Here is a 17942-nt window from a genome sequence, read left to right on the forward strand (position 1 = left end):
GGCTCGTCCCCGAACCCGCGCAGCGCCAGCTCCTCCAGCTCGGCGAGCACCTCCTGCGCCGACGGTCCGTCGGCCTCGGCCAGCAGCACGTGCCCCTGCTGGGCGTCCAGGGTGGCCACCGCAGACAGGGACAGCGCGTCCACCGGCCCCCGGCCGACCGTCAGGTTGCGCAGACGGACGGTGGTCGTCGGAGCGTGGCGGGCGGCGCAGGAGACCAGACCGGGCGGCCGGGCGGGCGTGCAGCCCGTGCTCGGCGGTCACGGCCAGCTCGACGGACGCCGTGGGTGCCGTCCTGGCCGGCGCCGAGGGCGTGCCGTCACCCCCGGCCGCGGACCCGCCGTCCCCTCCGGGGACGCCACCCCGGGGGGCCCGGCGGGTGCTGCCGCTCCTGCGACCACCCCGGGTGCCCCCGCGCCGAGGTGCTGGCTCTTGGCCCGCAGGCCGGCCGCGGCCTCCCGGGCGCAGGCCTCGAGCCCGCCGCCGCCCGCGGCCGTCACCACCGCCGCGAGCAGGCCCTCCACGAGCGGGGCGTCGCTGAGCCGGACCCGCCCGGCCACGGCCGGGTCGAGCAGTTCCAGGGCCATCTCGGCCGAGAGGACGGCGCTGCCCAGGTCCAGCAGGACCAGCACCCCTGCGCCGTCGCTGGCCGCGTCCGACCGCGCGAGCGCCCGGGCCACGTCCGCGGCGTCCGACCCCAGCCGCCCGTCGTCCAGGCCGGCCGCGACCTCGACGTGGGGCCGACCCGGGCCGTGGAGCATCTGCGTCGCCAGCTCGACCGCGGCCTCCGCGAGGGTGCGGCTGTGGGAGACGACGACCAGGGAGATCAACGGGCGTCCGCGCCCAGCGCCCGCGCGGCCGAGCGCAGAAGGATCGCGGCGCTCGCGGCACCGGGGTCGAGGTGTCCGGCGCTGCGCTCACCCAGGTAGGAGGCCCGCCCCTTGCGGGCGACCAGCGGCAGCGTCGCGTCCCGCCCTCCTCGCCCGCGGCCGCGGCCGCCTCCAGGCAGACGGGGAGGGCCCCCCCGTCGCCCGCTGCGGCGGTGAACGCCGCCACGGCCGTTCCCCCGGGCAGGTGCGAACGCGTCATACATCGTCTTGTCCCCGGCCTCGGCCTTGCCGCGGGCCACGATCCCCTCCACCCCGGCCCGCAGACCCTGACCCACCTCGAAGACGCCGGCGTCGGCGGTCGCCGACAGCGGTCCGGCCATCCGCAGGAAGAAGGTGCCGTACAGCGGGCCCGAGGCTCCCCCCACGGTGCCGACGAGGGTCATCCCGACCTTCTTCAGGTATGCGTCGATGCCTCCGAACTCCTCGTGCTCGGCCAGCTCGGCGCACCGGCCGAACCCCCGCGCCATGTTCGTCCCGTGGTCGCCGTCACCGATGGCGCGGTCGAGCTCGGTGAGGTGGTCCGCCTGCTCGATCAGGTCGGCGGCGGCCTCCGCGATCCACCGCTGGAAGGACTTCAGGTCTGCCATCTCGTTCCTCTCAGGATCCCCATCGCAGCCCGGGGGTCGCCACGGGGGCGTCCCACAGGGCCACGACGTCGTCGTCGGCGCGCAGGAGGGTGACCGTGCAGCCGGCCGTCTCCAGCGACGTGATGTAGTTGCCCACCAACGACCGGGCCACGGTGACACCGGCCCGGTCCAGCAGGGCGTGGACCTCGTGGTGCATGAGGTACAGCTCCATGAGCGGGGTCCCGCCCAGCCCGTTGACCAGGACCAGCACGCTCTCCCCGGACCGCAGGCCCAGGTCGCCCAGCACCGGTCCGACGAGGGCTGCGGCCACCTCCCGGGCCGACGTCGCGGGCACCCGGGCGCGTCCGGGCTCGCCGTGGATCCCCACGCCCAGCTCCATCTCCCCTCGGACAGGACGAAGGTGGGGGCGCCCCCCGCCGGGACGGTCGGCGAGTCCAGCGCCACGCCCATCGACCCCCCGCCGGCCGTGAGCCGGCGCGCCAGCGCCGTGCACTCGCCAGGGACCGGCCCTCCTCCGCGGCGGCACCGACGAGCTTCTCCAGCAGCACGGTCAGGCCCGTCCCGCGACGCCCGGCGGTCCAGGTGCTGTCCTGGACCGCGACGTCGTCGGCCACGAGGACGACCTCGACCTCGGGTCCCCCGTCCAGCCCGGCGAGCTCCACGGCCATGTCGACGTTGAGCACGTCCCCGGTGTAGTTCTTGACGACCAGCAGCACCCCGCGCCGCCGTCGGCGGCGCGGACGGCCGCGAGCCACTGGTCGGGGACGGGTGAGGTGAACACCTCCCCGCAGCAGGCGGCGTCGAGCATCCCCGCACCGACGTAGCCCGCGTGCAGCGGCTCGTGCCCGGACCCCCCGCCGGCGACGACGCCCACCTTGCCCGGGACCGGCCCTCCGCGCCGGCTCACCACCCTGGCCCCGAGGTCCACCTCGATCAGGTCCGGATGGGCCAGGGCCATGCCGGTCAGCGCCTCGACCACCATGTCGGCGGGGTCGTTGAGGAGCTTCTTCATGGGGTCACTCTGCCACCTGCCGGACGGCGGCACACGCGCGACCGCACGACGGTCGCCTCAGAAGCCGAGCCGGTCCAGCTGCTTGGGGTCGCGCTGCCAGTCCTTGGCCACCTTCACGTGCAGGTCGAGGTAGACGCGGTGGCCGAGGAGCTCCTCGATGCCGCGCCGGGCGGTGGTACCGACCTCGCGCAGGCGCGAGCCTCCCCGCCCGATGATGATCGCCTTCTGGCTGGGGCGCTCCACGAAGACGTTGACCCGCACGTCGCTCATGGGGTCACCCTCGGGACGGTCGGGGCGCGGCACGATCTCGTCGACCTGGACGGCCAGGCTGTGCGGCAGCTCGTCGTGCACCCCCTCCAGGGCGGCCTCCCGGACGAGCTCGGCGATCATCACGACCGTCGACTCGTCGCTCACCTGGTCGGAGGGGTAGAGGGGAGGGGACGGCGGCAGGTAGGAGGCCAGCAGGTCCGCGACCTGCTCGACCTGCTCCCCGCTGACCGCCGAGCACGGGATGATCGCGTCCCAGTCGCCCAGCCGGTCGATCGCCACCAGGTGCTCCGCCAGCCTGTCGCGGCCCACCGCGTCGGCCTTGGTGGCGATGGCCACGACCGGGACCCGGCGCACGCGGTGCAGCTCGAGAAGGTCCTTGGCGATGTAGGTGTCGCCCGGACCCACCCGCTGGTCGGAGGGCAGGCAGAAGCCGATGACGTCGACGGACAGCAGGGCCTCACGCACCAGGTTGTTCAGCCGCTGGCCCAGGAGCGAGCGGGGCCGGTGCAGCCCGGGGGTGTCGACCAGCACCAGCTGGGAGTCGGCGGTGGTGCGGATCCCGCGGATCGTGTGCCGGGTCGTCTGCGGCTTGGAGGAGGTGATGGCCACCTTGCTGCCGACGAGGGCGTTGGTCAGCGTGGACTTGCCGGCGTTGGGCCGCCCCACGAGGCAGGCGAACCCGCTGCGGTGCTCGGGTCCGCCCGTGGCGGGCGGGTCAGGATGCACGGGTGACCTCCGTGGACTCGGTGTCGGTGTCGGTGTCGGCGGCGGGGTCGACCGTGGTCCCGGGGCGTCCGGGCTGGTCGGGATCGGGCGCAGGCAGGCGGCGGACCAGCACGGTCGCGACGCGGCGGCGCCGCCCGGCCATCCGCTCGGCGGTCAGCTCCAGGTCGGCGACCTCGGCGACCGCCCCCTGGATCGGGACCATTCCCAGGGCGGTGGCCAGCAGCCCACCGACGGAGTCGACGTCCTCGGCCTCGATCTCGACCTCGAACATCTCCGCCAGGTCGTCCACGGGCAGGTTGGCCGGGACGCGGACCCGCTCCTGGCCGTCCTCGTCCAGCACGCGCTCGACCTCGACCTGGTCCCGGTCGTACTCGTCGGTGATCTCCCCGACGATCTCCTCCACGATGTCCTCGATCGTCACCAGGCCGGCGGTGCCGCCGTACTCGTCGATGACGACGGCGACGTGCTGACGGGCGCGCTGCATCTCCCGCAGCAGCTCGTCGACCCGCTTCATCTCCGGGACGCGCTGCACGGTGCGCATCACCTCGGTGACCGCGACCGACCGGGCGGCCCCCGGGTTGGCGTTGACCTGGCGCGCCACGTCCTTGAAGTAGAGCATCCCCAGCACGTCGTCGGTGTCCTCCCCGACCACCGGGACACGGGAGAAGCCCGAGCGCAGGAACAGGGACATGGCCTGCTGCAGGACCTTCTCGTCCTTGATGGTGACCAGGTCCGGCCGCGGCACCATGACCTCCCGCACGACCGTGTCGCCCAGCTCGAAGATCGAGTGGATCATGTCCCGCTCCTCGTCCTCGATGACGGCCGAGTCGCCCGCGAGGTCGACGAGCTCGCGCAGCTCGGACTCGGTCGCGAAGGGGCCCTCCGCGTAGCCGCGACCGGGGGTGACCGCGTTGGCGAAGACGACGAGCAGCTTGGCGACGGCGCCGAGCAGCAGGCGCAGCAACCGCACCACCGGCGCCGCGGTCAGCGCGACCGCCTCGGCGTGCTGTCGACCCAGGGTGCGCGGGGAGACCCCGACGACGACGAACGAGACGACCGCCATGATGCCGGTGGCGACCAGGGCGGTCTGCCAGTGCGAGTCGGTGACCATGTCGACCGCGACCGTGACCGCCACCGCGGTGGCGGCCTCGGCCGTGACCCGCACGAAGGTGGCCACGGCCAGGTAGGGGGCCGGGTCCGCGCTGATCCGCAGCAGGGCGCGCGCACCCCGACGGCCCTCGTCGGACAGCTGCTCGGCGCGGTGCCGGGTCACCCGCTGGAGCGCGGTCTCGCCGGCGGTGAGCAGGAAGGCCACGACGGTGGCGACGACGGCCACCAGCACGAGCGGGGTCACGTGCGGCCCGCCTCCGGCGCCGCCGTCGTGGTCCGCCCGCGCTGGGCCAGGAAGGTCAGCAGCAGCGTGCGCTGCAGGTCGAACATCTCGCGCTCCTCGGCGGGCTCGGCGTGGTCGAACCCGAGCAGGTGCAGGATGCCGTGGGTGGTCAGCAGCAGCAGCTCGTCCCCGACGGCGTGTCCGGCGGCGGCGGCCTGGGCGCGCGCGACGGCCGGGCACAGCACGACGTCGCCCAGCACGCCCTCCACCGGCTCGGCGTCCTCCCGACCGGGACGCAGCTCGTCCATGGGGAAGCTCATCACGTCGGTGGGACCGGCCAGGTCCATCCACCGTTCGTGCAGGGCGGCCATCGTCGCCTCGTCGACGAGGGTCACCGTCAGCTCGGCCCGGGGATGGACCCGCAGCTGGTCGAGGACGTGCCTGGCCAGGTCGGCCAGCTCCTGCTCCGGGCAGGGTGAGGGCACCTCCCCCGACTCGTTGAGGACCTCCACGCTCACGGTGCCGACCCCTCCCCCGTCCGGGTGCGCCGCGGGGACCGGGCCCGGTCCTGCCCGGCGCGCCGGGCGTCGTAGCGGCCGTAGGCGTCGACGATGTCGCTGATCAGGCGGTGGCGCACGACGTCGTCGCTGGTGAGGTGGGCGAAGTGGATGTCGTCGACGTCGTGCAGGATGTCCTGGACGACCTTCAGGCCCGAGCTGGTCCCCCCGGGCAGGTCGACCTGGGTGGTGTCCCCGGTGACCACCATCTTGGAGCCGAAGCCGAGGCGGGTCAGGAACATCTTCATCTGCTCCGGGGAGGTGTTCTGCGCCTCGTCCAGGATGATGAACGCCGAGTTGAGCGTGCGCCCCCGCATGTAGGCCAGCGGCGCGACCTCGATCGTGCCGGCCGCCATGAGCTTGGCCATCGAGTCCGGGTCGACCATGTCGTGCAGTGCGTCGTACAGCGGACGCAGGTAGGGGTCGATCTTGTCGTTGAGGGTGCCCGGCAGGAAGCCCAGCCGCTCGCCGGCCTCGACGGCGGGCCGGGTCAGGATGATCCGGTTGACCTGCTTGGCCTGCAGGGCCGCGACCGCCTTGGCCATCGCCAGGTAGGTCTTGCCGGTGCCGGCCGGCCCCAGACCGAAGATGATGGTGTGATCGTCGATCGCGTCGACGTAGTGCTTCTGGTTGAGCGTCTTGGGGCGGATCGTGCGCCCGCGGCTGCTGATGATGTTCATGGTCAGCACGTCGGCGGGACGCTCGGTGGTGCTCGTGCGCAGCATGCCGATCGAGCGCTCCACCGCGTCCCGGTTCAGCGGCTGACCGGTGGCGGCGACCGCGAGCAGCTCGTCGACGAGCCGCTCGACCAGCGCCATCTCACCGGTGTCCCCGGTGAGCCGGAACTCGTTGCCGCGCACGTGGACGTCGACCTTGGGGAAGGCGCGCTCGATCGTGCGCAGCAGCTCGTCCCGGGGACCGAGCAGGCTGACCATGGGGACGTCGTCGGGGACGACGACGGTGTGGGTGGGGACCACGCGGGGTCCGGGCTGGGGTTCGCTCATCAGGTGCTCCAGTCTAGGCGGGGTGCGGCCAGGAGCCCCATCGTCAGGCCGCCGACCGGGCGCGCCAGGCGCTGAGCACCGACACCGCGCCCACGGAGACGGCCACCGCCAGGGTGCCCACGAACGCCGCGTGCGGGTCGGTGCCGTAGAAGACGCCGAAGACGACGCCGGTCACGGCCAGCGTCACCGCACCGGTCAGCGACTCGCCCACCTGCAGGGCCGAGCTGTTGCGGCCGATCTCCGCCTCCGGCGACAGCCGCATCGTCAGCAGCGACGTCGTCGGGTAGGCCAGCCCGACCCCCAGGGTGGCGGCGCCGTACAGCAGGACGACCACCCAGCCCGGCCAGGTGAGGGCCACCGCCACCACGAGCCCGACCATGAGGGTGAGGAAGACGACGACCCCCACCCGCATCAGGGTGTAGCGGTCCGAGGTCTCCCCCAGGCGCCCCTGGGCCCAGGACCCCAGCGCCCAGGTCACCGAGGCGACCGCGAGCACCGCACCGGCCTGCGCCGGGGAGTAGCCGTGCTCGTCGCGCAGCATGAGCGGCAGGTAGGCCTCGGCCGCCAGGAAGGAACCCCCCATGGCCGCGCGCACGCCGATCACCGAGGGCAACCCCCGGGCCAGCGTGAGCGTCCCCGCCGGGAGCAGGTGCCAGGAGGCGACGAGCAGCAGCAGGAGCAGCGCGGGCCCCACGATCCGCTCCACGCCGTCCACGGAGGTCCCGGCCAGGTTGAGCACCCCGACCGCGACCGCGGCCACGACGGCCCAGGCGATGGTGGCCGGCCGCAGGTATGCCGCGCCCGCGCCGGGACGGGTGGCGGCCAGGGCCCGCCACAGCACCGCCACGGACAGGGCGACGAACGGGGCCACGCCCAGGAAGACCCAGTGCCAGGTGAACCGCTCCACGACGAGCCCCGTGAGCAGGGGGCCGGCCAGCCCGGGCACCACCCAGGCCGCGGCCAGCAGGGAGAACACCGCCGGCCGGCGCTGGTCGGGGATGCGCTGGGCGATGACGACGTAGAGCGCGACGGTCGACAGCCCGCTGCCCAGGCCCTGCAGGCCCCGGCCGACGACGAAGACCTCCATGGTGCCGGCCAGGCCGGCGAGCAGCAGACCGGCGGTGAACAGGCCGGCCCCGGCGAGCACGACGGGACGGGGCCCGGCACGGTCGGACCACCAGCCGCCCACGACCATGCCGACGACGCTGGCGGCCACCGTGGCGCCGAAGGCCATGTTGTACAGGTGGTAGCCCTGCAGGTCGGCGGCCACGGTCGGCATGGCCGCCCCGACGGCGATGTACTCCAGGGCGAAGAGGGAGATGAGGGCGGCGGCGCCGACCGAGGTGCTGCGCAGCCCCGGGGAGAAGATGGACGGCGGCACCGACGGACGCACCGGAAGCTCCCGGGGGGCGGTGCTCATCGCCACCGTCCGCGGGCGTTGAGCAGGGCGAGCGCAGCCGCACCGGCCGTCGAGGTGCGCAGGACGGCACCACCGAGGCGCACGGCGCGTGCGCCCGCGTCGCGCAGCGCGGTCAGCTCCTCAGGGGTGATGCCCCCCTCGGGCCCCACGACGACCACCACCTCGAGGGGTCCGGAGCTCCCGGTGAGGTCGGTGCCGTCCAGCACGGCGGTCAGGGTCTCCTCGGCCTCCTCGTGCAGGACCAGCGCGAGGTCCGCGGCGGAGGCGCGCGCGAGCAGGTCCGTCCGGCCGGCGAGCCCGGCGACGACCGGCAGGCGGGTGCGCCGGGCCTGCTTGCCCGCCGCCAGGACCTGCTGCTCCCACCGGCGGTGGGACTTCGCGGCCCGCTCCCCCCGCCAGCGCACGATGCTGCGGTCGGCCTGCCACGGCACGACCTCGTCGACCTCCATCTCGGTGGCGCTCTCCACCGCCTGCAGGTCGCGGTCGCCCTTGGCGAGCGCCTGGACGAGCACGTGGCGCACCGGTGGCGCCGGGTCGGTGCCGCGCTCCAGCACCACCAGGTCCAGCGCGCCCCGGTGTGCCTCCTCGACCCGGCACCGGGCCCAGGCACCCCGGCCGTCGGCGAGGACCAGCGTCTCGCCCGTCCCCAGGCGCTGGACGTCGGCGGCGTGGCGACCCTCGGGGCCGTCCAGCCGCAGGACCGCTCCGTCGCCGGTCAGCAGCTCGGGGCCGACGACGAAGAGCGGTGCGGTCACGATGGCACCGCCACGGTCGCCGTCACCGGCCGCGCAGCGCGTCCCAGAACTTGCCGGCGCGCCCGGCGTGCGACCCCACGGTCGCCATCCGACCCTCCGGGTCGGTCTCCCCTCGCTCCGCCGCCAGCTGGACGAGAAGCTCGCGCTGGGGCGCGCTGAGGCGGGTCGGGACGCGCACGTCGAGGTGGACCACGACGTCGCCCCGCCCCTGCGCCCGCAGGTGCCCCACCCCGAGGCCGGGCAGGGTCACGGTCTGGCCGGGCTGGGTGCCCTCGGGCACGTCGACCTCGACCGGACCGTCGAAGGTCTCCACCGGCAGGGTGGCGCCCAGCGCCGCGGCCGTCATCGGCACCTCGACCCGGCAGTGCAGGTCGTCGCCGCGCCGGGTGAACGTCTCGTGCGGGGCGACCGCGATCTCCACGTAGAGGTCCCCCGGCTCACCGCCGAAGGGACCGACCTCGCTCTCGCCGCCCAGCTGGATGCGGGTCCCGCTGTCGACCCCGGCGGGCACCTAAATGGTCAGCTCGCGCCGGGTGCGGACCCGACCCTCCCCCGAGCAGTCGAAGCACGGGTGCTCGATGACGTCGCCGTAGCCCCGGCAGGCCTGGCAGGGGCGCGAGGTCATCACCTGGCCGAGGAAGGAGCGCTGCACCTGCTGCACCTCGCCGCGGCCGGAGCAGACCGCGCACGTGCGGGTCCCGCTGCCGGGCTGGGCGCCCGACCCGGTGCAGGTGGAGCAGCGCACGGCCGTGTCGACCGTCAGGTTCTCCTCGCCGCCGAAGACGGCGGTGGACAGCTCCACGTCCAGGCGCACGAGGGCGTCGTGGCCCCGCTGCACGCGCGAGCGCGGACCCCGCGTGCCGGCCGCGGTGCCCCCGAAGAAGGCGTCCATGATGTCGGTGAAGGTGAATCCCTGGCCGAACCCGCCGGTGGCGCCCGCGTAGGGGTCCTGGCCGCGGTCGTAGGCCGTCCGCTTGGACTGGTCGGAGAGCACGTCGTAGGCCTGGGAGACCCGCTTTGAACTCGGCCTCGGCGTCCGGGCCGGGGTTGACGTCGGGGTGCAGGTGGCGCGCCTTCTTGCGGTAGGCCTTCTTGATCTCCTCGGCGCTGGCGTCGCGGGAGACCCCGAGGTCGGCGTAGTAGTCGTTCACGGCGTGGAAGTTCCTTGGTGGTCGGGGGCAACGGGAGTGTCAACGGCGCGGGCGCCCGAACTATGCCGGGCCATGTCGTCGTCGACCGGCAGGGACGGTCGTCCGGTCAGGGGCGTGCAGGGTCATCCGTCCAGGATCTCGGCGACGTAGCGGGCCACGGCCCGCACGGCCGCCATCGCCTGGGGGTAGTCCATCCGGGTGGGACCGACCACACCCAGGCCGCCCGCGTCGCCGTAGCTGGTGGCGACGACCGAGGTGGTCCGCAGCGGCTCGTAGGGATTTTCCATCCCGATGCTGACCGCGACCTGGTCCCCGTCGGCGAGGGTGGCCATGCTGCCCATGAGGCGGAGCAGCACGACGTGCTCCTCGAGGGCGTCCAGCACCGCGGACAGCGAGGTGGGGAAGTCGTTCCCGGACCGGGCGAGGTTGGCGGTGCCGCTGAGGAAGATGCGCTCCTCGGCCTGCTCGGCGACCGCGTCGGCCAGCGCGCGGGCGACGGCGGTCGCCACCGGCCGGTCCTCCGGGGCCACGCCGTCCACGAGAACGTCCAGCCGGGCCGGGACGCTCGGGAGCGGCTGACCGACGGAGGCGGAGTTGATCCGCGAGCGCAGGTCGGCCACCAGGTCCGCGTCGGCGGTCAGCTCGCGGCCGGTGTCGATGACCCGCTGCTCGACCCGTCCGGTGTTGACGATGAGGACCACCATGAGGCGGGGACCGCCGATGGGGACGAGCTCCACGTGCCGGACCGTGGAACGGGACAGGCTGGGGTACTGCATCACCGCGACCTGGTGGGTCAGGCTCGACAGGAGCCGCGTGGTGCGCGAGACCACGTCGTCGAGGTCGACCGCCCCCTGCAGGAAGTGCTCGATCGCGGTCCGCTCCCCGCGGCTGAGCGGCTTGACCGCCGAGAGGCGGTCGACGAAGAGCCGGTAGCCCGCGTCCGTGGGCACCCTCCCGGCGCTGGTGTGCGGGGCGGTGATCAGGCCCTCCTCCTCCAGCACGGCCATGTCGTTGCGCACCGTGGCGGCGGACACCCCCAGCTGGTGGCGCTCGAGCAGGGCCCTGGAGCCCACGGGCTCGGAGGTGCGCACGTAGTCCTGCACGATCGCGCGCAGCACCTGGAGGCGTCGGTCGTCGCTGACGGTCATGATCTCCTCCACCTCCGTCGTCGGTGCTGTCGGGCCGACGGTCCCGGACCGTCGGCGACCCCGGGGCTGCCGGCACGGGGGCCTGGCACTCCTGAGCGTCGAGTGCCAGTCTACGCGGCCGGGGCAAGCGAGCCGGTCGGGCAACCGAGCGAGCCGGGCAGGCGACCGAGCGAGCCGGGCAGGCAACCGATCGGCACGGTCGACCGTCCCTGCACTCCCGGTCCGGGCACCCCGCGGCACCCGCCCCGCCGCGGAACCTACGATGAGCCCATGAACCAGGTGCGCATCGAGAGCGACAGCATGGGACAGGTCGAGGTCCCCTCCGACCGTTATTGGGGCGCGCAGACGCAGCGCAGCATCCACAACTTCCCCATCGGCCGGGACACCTTCGTCTGGGGCCGGCCGGTGATCAAGGCCCTGGGCATCCTCAAGAAGGGCGCTGCCCAGGCCAACGCCGAGCTCGGTGAGCTGCCGCAGGACGTGGCCGACCTCATCGTCCGGGCGGCCGACGAGGTCGTGGCCGGTGACCTCGACGACCACTTCCCCCTCGTGGTCTTCCAGACCGGCTCGGGGACGCAGAGCAACATGAACAGCAACGAGGTCATCGCCAACCGGGCGATCGAGCTGGCCGGCGGCGAGCTCGGCAGCAAGACCCCGGTCCACCCCAACGACCACGTCAACCGGGGCCAGAGCAGCAACGACACCTTCCCCACGGCGATGCACATCGCCGTGCTGCTCGAGCTGCGCGACCGGCTCGAGGGCGGCGTGTCGGTGCTCCGCGACACCCTGGCCGCCAAGGCGCAGGAGCATGCCGACGTCGTCAAGGTCGGACGCACCCACCTGCAGGACGCCACCCCCATCACGCTGGGTCAGGAGATCGGCGGCTGGGTCGCGCAGCTCGACTACGCCATGGCCGAGGTCCGGCACGCCGGTGAGGGGCTGCGCGAGCTGGCCATCGGCGGCACCGCGGTCGGCACCGGGCTCAACGCCCACCCCCGGTTCGGGGACCTGGCGGCCCGGAAGATGGGCGAGGAGGCGGGCCTGGAGCTGCGCTCGGCGGAGAACAAGTTCGCCGCGCTGTCCGCCCACGACGCCCTCGTGCAGACCTCCGCCGCGCTGCGCACCCTGGCCGGCGCCCTGATGAAGATGGCCAACGACGTGCGCTGGCTGGCCTCCGGACCGCGCAACGGCATCGGCGAGCTGAACATCCCCGAGAACGAGCCCGGCTCGAGCATCATGCCCGGCAAGGTCAACCCGACCCAGGCCGAGGCGCTGACGATGGTGGCGACGCGGGTCTTCGGCAACGACGCCACGGTGGCCTTCGCCGGTACACAGGGCAACTTCCAGCTGAACGTCTTCAAGCCGGTCATGGTGCACGGGGTGCTGGAGAGCATCCGGCTGATCGCCGACGCCTGCCGGGCCTTCAACGACGGCTGCGCGGTCGGCCTGGAGCCCAACACCGATCGCATCGAGGCCAACCTGGCCAGCAACCTCATGCAGGTGACCGCGCTCAACCCGCACATCGGCTACGACAAGGCCGCCGCCATCGCCAAGAAGGCCCACAAGGAGGGCCTGACCCTGCGCGAGGCCGCCGTGGCCAGCGGCGAGCTGACCGAGGAGCAGTTCGACGCCTGGGTCGTCCCCGCCGACATGACGGGTCCCCGACAGGACTGAGACGACGCACCCGGACGGGCCCGGCCGGCCACGGACGGTCCCGGTCGGCCACGGACGGGCCCCGTCGACGACGGACTGGCCGGTTACGGACGGGCCCCGTCGACGACGGACGGGGCCGGCCGCGTCCCCGGTGACCCTCGCCCTGGCGCGCCTCACCCGACCCACCTGCCCCACGGCATACCCTCGACGGCTGTGAGCGACCGCTACGGAACCGACGTGCTGAGCACCGACTGGCGCGCCCCGCGGAGGGGTCGCGCCCAGCCCGTGGAGGCCGAGCCCGGCCTGGTCGTCGAGGACGTGGACACCGGGTGGTGCGGCGCCGTGGTGCGGGTGGAGAAGGCCGGGGGCATGCAGGTCGTGCACCTGGAGGACCGCCGGGGCCGCACCCGCGGGTTCCCGCTGGGTCCGGGGTTCCTCCTCGAGGGACGACCCGTCGTGCTCACCGTCCCGACCGGCGAGTGCCGGGCGCAGGTGGAGGCTGCCCGGCAGGCGGCCTCCCGGACGGCGAGCGGGTCGGTGGCCGTGCGCGGGCAGGCGGCGCGCGTGGCCTCCGGGTCCCGGATCTGGGTCGAGGGGCGGCACGACGCCGAGCTGGTCGAGAAGGTCTGGGGGGACGATCTGCGGGTGGAGGGCGTGGTCGTGGAGATGCTCGACGGGGTCGACGACCTCGCCGGCGAGATCCGCCGTTTCGCCCCGACGCCGGACCGCCGGCTGGGCGTCCTGGTGGACCACCTCGTCCCGGGCACCAAGGAGACCCGGATCGTCGCCGAGGCCGAGCGGGTCAGCCCGCACGCGCGCATCCTGGGGCACCCCTACGTCGACGTCTGGCAGTCGGTCAAGCCGGCCCGGCTCGGCCTGCAGGTGTGGCCCGTCGTGGAGCGCGGCCGCTCCTGGAAGCACGGGGTGCTCGAGGCCTTGGGCTGGCCCCACGGTTCGCAGGCCGACGTCGCCCGCGGCTGGAAGAAGATCCTGTCCTCCGTGCGTTCCTACAGCGATCTGGAACCGACGCTGCTCTCCAGCGTCGAAGAACTGATCGACTTCGTCACCGTCCCCTGAGAGGATGGGACAGGTCGAGGTTCCGGCCGTCCTACCCAGGAGCGACACATGAGCACCGCACCCCCGCCTCCCCCCATTCCCGGCGACCGTCCGTCCGAGCCCCAGCAGCGGCAGGACCTGTCCGGCGGCGAGCAGCCCCACGTGCCCGGCCCCGAGCAGGGGCAGGGCACCGACCCCTGGCGCTCCGGCGGCGCCCCCGACTCCCGGGGCGGGTGGTCCGGTCAGGGCGTCGGCCCGTCCGGTCAGGGGCGGACCCCCGTCGAGGGCGAGGAGCGCACGATGATGCTCCTGGCCCACCTGTCGGCCCCGATCTCCTTCCTGCTCAGCGGTGCCTGGCTGCCGTTCCTCGGCCCGCTGCTGGTGTGGGTCTTCTACAAGGACCGCAGCCAGGCGGTCCGGGTGGCCTCCGCGGGAGCCTTCAACTTCAACGTCTCGATGACCATCGCGACCGTGGCGCTGTGGCTCAGCGTGATCCTCACCCTGGGGATCGGTTTCCTCTGGGCGATCCCGCTGTGGATCATCCTCTTCGTCGTGCAGATCTGGGCCCACGTCAAGGGCGCCATGATGGCCTCGCGCGGGGAGGTCTTCGAGTACCCCTTCCAGATCCGCATCCTCAACTGAGCGGTCCCGACCGCCGACCGGACGGTCCTCCTCGGACGCGGTCGGACCCCGACCCCAATCTGCCCGCCGCGGTGTGTCAACACGACACGCCGCGGCGGGTAGACTTTTTCGGGCCGACCTCTTGTCACGGGGACCGTTCGGGAGTAGACAGGTTCTACGCCCTTTCCGCAAGGCGGGGCGGGTCGCAAGACAGTCGAGGATTCGATCGGCGGACCGCGTGCCCCCGGGCACACCGTCGCCACCTCCGGTGACGCGGAGGTCGAGCCTCCGGACCCCTTGCGCACCGGTCGGGACGTCACGTCCGGCCGTGGCCCGCTTCGCGACCTCATACGTCGCGAAGCGGGCCACCATCGTCCGCGGCCAGTCCCTGCCGGCTCATACCCGGCAGGGGCTGTTGCCGTGTCCGTCTGTTTCCGTTCAGCGCGTCCGTCCCGTTCTACCGGCGTTGGCGCCGACAGGACGCAGCGCGCACCGGCGTGTCGCGGAAGGGGACCCGGGTCGGGTCAGCCCGGCAGCAGCCGGTGGACCACGGTGTCGGCGAGGAGCCTACCGCGCAGGGTCGGCACGACCCGTCCCCGCAGGGCCTCACGGCCGTCCACGAGACCGTCGGCGACCAGGCCGGCGACCGCCGTCCTCGCCGGCGCCGCCAGCAGCTCGGTCGGCAGGCCCTCGACCAGGCGCGAGCGCAGCAGGACCGTCTCGTCGTGCCGCTGTTCCGGCCCGAGCACCTCACGGGCGTGGGCGGGGCTGAGCCCTGCGGCCAGCCGGTCGGCGTAGGCACGCGGGTGCTTGACGTTCCACCAGCGCACGCCGGCCACGTGGCTGTGCGCGCCCGGACCGATCCCCCACCAGTCCCCACCGCGCCAGTAGGCGAGGTTGTGCCGGCAGCGGTGCTCCGGCCCGCGCGCCCAGTTGGAGATCTCGTACCAGTGGTAACCGCCCCGCCCCAGCACCCGGTCGGCCAGCTCGTACTTGTCCGCCTCGTCGTCGTCCTGGGGGGCCGGCACCTCGCCCCTGCGCACCTGGGCGGCCAGCCTGGTCCCCTCCTCGACCACCAGGGCGTAGGCCGACACGTGGTCGGGGTCCAGCGACACCGCCGTCTCCAGGCTGGTGCGCCAGTCCTCCAGGGACTCCCCCGGCGTGCCGTAGATCAGGTCCAGGCTGACCTGCAGCCCGGCCGCCCGGGCGGCGGCGACCGCCCGCTCCACGTTGGCGGGGTCGTGGGTACGGTCGAGGGTGCGCAGGACGTCCGGGACGGCCGACTGCATCCCGATGCTGACCCGCGTGAACCCCTCGGCCGCCAGCTGCTCGGCGACCCGTGGGGTCACCGTGTCGGGGTTGGCCTCGGTGGTCACCTCCGCGTCGCGCGGAGGCCGAGGACCTCGCGGACGCGACCCAGCAGGGCGCCCAGGGCAGCGGGCGCCAGCATGGTGGGCGTCCCGCCCCCGATGAAGACGGTGCTGACGGGCGGCGGGTCCCCCTGCGCGAGAACGCGTCCGGCCAGGTCGACCTCGGCGAGGGCAGCCCCCACGTAACGACCGGTGTCGGCGTCGGCGCCCAGCTCGGGCAGCGTGTAGGTGTTGAAGTCGCAGTAGCCGCACCGGACCCGGCAGAACGGGACGTGCAGGTACACCCCCAGGGTGCGTGCCGGCATACCCTCCAGCGCGCCGGCGGGCAGCGAGCCGTCCGCGGGCGCGGGGTCTCCGGGAGGAAAGGTCGAGGGCACGCCTCCCATTGTCCCCGACGGGCGGACCCGTCGGCGCCTCTCCTCCTCGCCCCCGCCGCCCGGGGACCGCGCCGGGCGATAGGGTCGGAGGCGTGCAGCAACGTCTCCGGGAGTACATCGACCGGCTCCGCGACGAGGGGTACACCGTCCGGGACGACCAGGGGTCGGACCCGGACCTCATCACGCCGGACGGCAGCGCGGTCGACACCTGGCGCGAGGACTACCCCTACGCCGAGCGGATGACCCGGGACTACTACGAGGTCGAGAAGTGGCTGCTGCAGGTGGAGCTGCTGAAGTTCCAGTACTGGGCCAAGGACAACGGCAGCCGCCACGTCCTGGTCTTCGAGGGACGCGACGCGGCCGGCAAGGGCGGGTCGATCAAGCGGTTCATGGAGCACCTCAACCCGCGCGGGGCCACCGTCGTGGCCCTCAACAAGCCGACCGAGGTCGAGGCCGGGCAGTGGTACTTCCAGCGCTACATCGAGCACCTGCCCACGAGCGGGGACATGGTGCTCTTCGACCGGTCCTGGTACAACCGCGCCGGGGTCGAGCGGGTGATGGGGTTCTGCTCCGACGCCGAGTACGAGCTGTTCATGGAGCAGGCGCCGCAGTTCGAGAAGATGCTCGTCGACGCGGGGGTCTCGATCACCAAGTTCTGGTTCTCGGTGACCCAGACCGAGCAGCGCACGCGGTTCGCGATCCGTCAGCTGGACCCGGTGCGGCAGTGGAAGCTCTCCCCCATGGACCTGGAGTCGCTGGACCGGTGGGACGCCTACACCGCGGCCAAGGAGGAGATGTTCCGGCGCACGGACACCGACTGGGCGCCGTGGATGACGCTGAAGTCCAACGACAAGAAGCGGGCCCGGATCAACGCCATGCGCCACTTCCTGTCCCAGTTCGACTACGAGGGAAAGGACCACGACGTGGTCCTGCGGCCCGACCCGCGGCTCGTCAGGCGCGCCCGGGACACCGTGGGGGACTGAGGAGTTCTCGAACCGCACCGGAGGGTGGACCGGTCAGTGGTGCCGGCCCTGCGTCGGGGGCGGACCGGTCAGTGGTACCGGCCCGGTGGACCGGGGCGCGGAACCGCTCAGTGGTCCCGGCCCGAGAAGTGGCGCAGCCACTCGTGCCGCGGCGGGCCGACGGTCATGCCCCGTGCCGACAGGATGCGACGCAGCCGTTCGACCGTGCGCGCGGGCGTGACGAAGACGTCCCTGCTCACCAGGGTGACGATGCGCCAGTCCTGGTCCTCGAACTCCTCCCGACGGCCGATGTCGTCCTCCCACTGCTCCTCGCGCCGGACGTGGTGCCGTCCGTCGTACTCGACACCGGTCCTCGTCCGCCGGTCACCGGCGTCCAGCCGTCTGGTCAGGGTACCGCGGTCGTCGTGGAAGCGGAGGTCCGTCTCGAGCTCGGGCAGACCCGCGAGGACGCGCAGAAGCCGGCAGCGGGTCTCCATCGGCGAGTCGACGCCCGGACGCACGAGGGTCGCCGCCCTCCGCGCCAGGGCGACACCACGACCCGACGCGGTGCCGGCCGCCTGGACGAGCTTCTTCGGCGTCGTCCTGCATCGACGGACGAGACTGTCGCCCAGGACCACCAGGTCGACGAGACCGAGCGACCTGGCCAGGTCCAGGAAGGTGTCGTCGGCGCTGGTGGTGCGCAGGCCCCGGAACACGGTGGGGTTGCGGGACGACGCGTGCACGACCACGTCGTCGCGAGCGGCGCGGCGCACGCCGCGCGGCACGCTCAGGTGCAGCTTGTCGGTGTGCGGAACGACCCCTCCCCACAGGGCGGCGGCGGTGTGGTGCGACACGAAGGCCTCGTCCCGGGCCGAGAGCAGGGCGGCCCGAGCCCACGTGGAGCCGTCGAGGGTCACCGAGGCGTCGACATACACCCCTCGTGCCAGGCGGCTGAACTGCGGCGAGGCCAGCCGGTGCCGGGCGATCCCCGCCTGCCGGGCGGCCCGGTGGGTGAACGGCTTCGTCGTGTCCAGGGGCATGGGTCGAGCCTGC

Annotated in this window: 14 protein-coding genes and 4 pseudogenes; 4 read left to right on the forward strand and 14 right to left on the reverse strand. The window is 73.5% G+C overall.

What is annotated here, in order from left to right; all coding sequences use genetic code 11:
• Positions 1-86 precede the first annotated feature (86 nt).
• The 12 genes and pseudogenes from ACQ95T_RS12575 to hrcA form a co-directional block, all read right to left on the reverse strand.
• A pseudogene (locus tag ACQ95T_RS12575) lies at positions 87-218 on the reverse strand (hypothetical protein); the annotation flags it as partial.
• A 39-nt stretch (positions 219-257) separates the two neighbouring features.
• Positions 258-827 (reverse strand): dihydroxyacetone kinase phosphoryl donor subunit DhaM, encoded by a 570-nt coding sequence (gene dhaM / locus ACQ95T_RS12580; RefSeq protein ID WP_431472979.1) that lies wholly within the window; start codon positions 825-827, stop codon positions 258-260.
• On the reverse strand, positions 824-1474 hold the full coding sequence (gene dhaL / locus ACQ95T_RS12585) for a dihydroxyacetone kinase subunit DhaL (protein WP_431472980.1): 651 nt from the start codon (positions 1472-1474) through the stop codon (positions 824-826). The genes dhaM and dhaL overlap by 4 nt, the downstream gene beginning before the upstream one ends.
• Before the next feature lie 10 nt (positions 1475-1484).
• A pseudogene (gene dhaK, locus ACQ95T_RS12590) lies at positions 1485-2486 on the reverse strand (dihydroxyacetone kinase subunit DhaK).
• Positions 2487-2543: 57 nt separating this feature from the next.
• Positions 2544-3482 (reverse strand): GTPase Era, encoded by a 939-nt coding sequence (gene era / locus ACQ95T_RS12595; protein WP_425941094.1) that lies wholly within the window; start codon positions 3480-3482, stop codon positions 2544-2546.
• Positions 3472-4836 carry a hemolysin family protein gene (locus ACQ95T_RS12600; RefSeq protein ID WP_425941095.1) on the reverse strand — a complete coding sequence of 455 codons (1365 nt, stop codon included), beginning with the start codon at positions 4834-4836 and terminating at the stop codon, positions 3472-3474. The genes era and ACQ95T_RS12600 overlap by 11 nt, the downstream gene beginning before the upstream one ends.
• Positions 4833-5333: an rRNA maturation RNase YbeY gene (ybeY, locus tag ACQ95T_RS12605; protein WP_425941097.1), complete on the reverse strand. Its 501-nt coding sequence runs from the start codon at positions 5331-5333 to the stop codon at positions 4833-4835. Before ybeY ends, ACQ95T_RS12600 begins: the two co-directional genes overlap by 4 nt.
• A complete protein-coding gene (locus tag ACQ95T_RS12610) occupies positions 5330-6376 on the reverse strand; it encodes a PhoH family protein (protein ID WP_425941099.1) in 1047 nt (348 codons plus the stop codon). The genes ybeY and ACQ95T_RS12610 overlap by 4 nt, the downstream gene beginning before the upstream one ends.
• Before the next feature lie 43 nt (positions 6377-6419).
• Positions 6420-7796 carry an MFS transporter gene (locus tag ACQ95T_RS12615; protein WP_425941100.1) on the reverse strand — a complete coding sequence of 459 codons (1377 nt, stop codon included), beginning with the start codon at positions 7794-7796 and terminating at the stop codon, positions 6420-6422.
• Positions 7793-8551 carry a 16S rRNA (uracil(1498)-N(3))-methyltransferase gene (locus ACQ95T_RS12620; protein WP_425941102.1) on the reverse strand — a complete coding sequence of 253 codons (759 nt, stop codon included), beginning with the start codon at positions 8549-8551 and terminating at the stop codon, positions 7793-7795. The genes ACQ95T_RS12615 and ACQ95T_RS12620 overlap by 4 nt, the downstream gene beginning before the upstream one ends.
• 22 nt (positions 8552-8573) lie before the next feature.
• A pseudogene (gene dnaJ, locus ACQ95T_RS12625) lies at positions 8574-9702 on the reverse strand (molecular chaperone DnaJ).
• A gap of 122 nt (positions 9703-9824) precedes the next feature.
• On the reverse strand, positions 9825-10850 hold the full coding sequence (gene hrcA, locus ACQ95T_RS12630; protein ID WP_425941105.1) for a heat-inducible transcriptional repressor HrcA: 1026 nt from the start codon (positions 10848-10850) through the stop codon (positions 9825-9827).
• A gap of 270 nt (positions 10851-11120) precedes the next feature.
• On the opposite strand from hrcA, the gene fumC reads away from it, so the two are divergent.
• The 3 genes from fumC (at position 11121) to ACQ95T_RS12645 (ending at position 14201) form a co-directional block, all read left to right on the forward strand.
• Positions 11121-12524 (forward strand): class II fumarate hydratase, encoded by a 1404-nt coding sequence (fumC, locus tag ACQ95T_RS12635; RefSeq protein WP_425941107.1) that lies wholly within the window; start codon positions 11121-11123, stop codon positions 12522-12524.
• Between the two features lie 192 nt (positions 12525-12716).
• The gene (locus tag ACQ95T_RS12640; RefSeq protein WP_425941109.1) at positions 12717-13580 is read left to right on the forward strand and encodes a DUF3097 domain-containing protein; all 864 of its coding nucleotides are present in this window, start codon (positions 12717-12719) and stop codon (positions 13578-13580) included.
• A 48-nt stretch (positions 13581-13628) separates the two neighbouring features.
• Entirely contained in the window at positions 13629-14201 is a 573-nt protein-coding gene (locus ACQ95T_RS12645) for a DUF4870 domain-containing protein (protein ID WP_425941110.1), read from the forward strand.
• Between the two features lie 503 nt (positions 14202-14704).
• Here ACQ95T_RS12645 and hemW read toward each other — a convergent pair.
• A pseudogene (gene hemW / locus ACQ95T_RS12650) lies at positions 14705-15927 on the reverse strand (radical SAM family heme chaperone HemW).
• Between the two features lie 92 nt (positions 15928-16019).
• Here hemW and ppk2 point away from each other — a divergent pair.
• The gene (ppk2, locus tag ACQ95T_RS12655; protein WP_425941113.1) at positions 16020-16910 is read left to right on the forward strand and encodes a polyphosphate kinase 2; all 891 of its coding nucleotides are present in this window, start codon (positions 16020-16022) and stop codon (positions 16908-16910) included.
• Between the two features lie 107 nt (positions 16911-17017).
• Here the strand turns inward: ppk2 and ACQ95T_RS12660 are convergent, their stop codons facing one another.
• Positions 17018-17929, reverse strand: coding sequence for a hypothetical protein (locus tag ACQ95T_RS12660; RefSeq protein ID WP_425941115.1), 912 nt, complete (start codon positions 17927-17929; stop codon positions 17018-17020).
• Positions 17930-17942 lie beyond the last annotated feature (13 nt).

Origin of the sequence: Ornithinimicrobium carbonis, from assembly GCF_050703245.1 — a bacterium.
Classification (GTDB): Bacteria; Actinomycetota; Actinomycetes; order Actinomycetales; family Dermatophilaceae; genus Ornithinicoccus.

What these genes read in the sequence shown, in the direction of transcription:
- dhaL (WP_431472980.1), bottom strand. Translation starts at nt 1,474, where the DNA reads ATGGCAGACCTGAAGTCCTTCCAGCGGTGGATCGCGGAGGCCGCCGCC.
- ACQ95T_RS12610 (WP_425941099.1), bottom strand. Translation starts at nt 6,376, where the DNA reads ATGAGCGAACCCCAGCCCGGACCCCGCGTGGTCCCCACCCACACCGTC.
- ACQ95T_RS12615 (WP_425941100.1), bottom strand. Translation starts at nt 7,796, where the DNA reads ATGAGCACCGCCCCCCGGGAGCTTCCGGTGCGTCCGTCGGTGCCGCCG.
- hrcA (WP_425941105.1), bottom strand. Translation starts at nt 10,850, where the DNA reads ATGACCGTCAGCGACGACCGACGCCTCCAGGTGCTGCGCGCGATCGTG.
- fumC (WP_425941107.1), top strand. Translation starts at nt 11,121, where the DNA reads ATGAACCAGGTGCGCATCGAGAGCGACAGCATGGGACAGGTCGAGGTC.
- ACQ95T_RS12645 (WP_425941110.1), top strand. Translation starts at nt 13,629, where the DNA reads ATGAGCACCGCACCCCCGCCTCCCCCCATTCCCGGCGACCGTCCGTCC.
- ACQ95T_RS12660 (WP_425941115.1), bottom strand. Translation starts at nt 17,929, where the DNA reads ATGCCCCTGGACACGACGAAGCCGTTCACCCACCGGGCCGCCCGGCAG.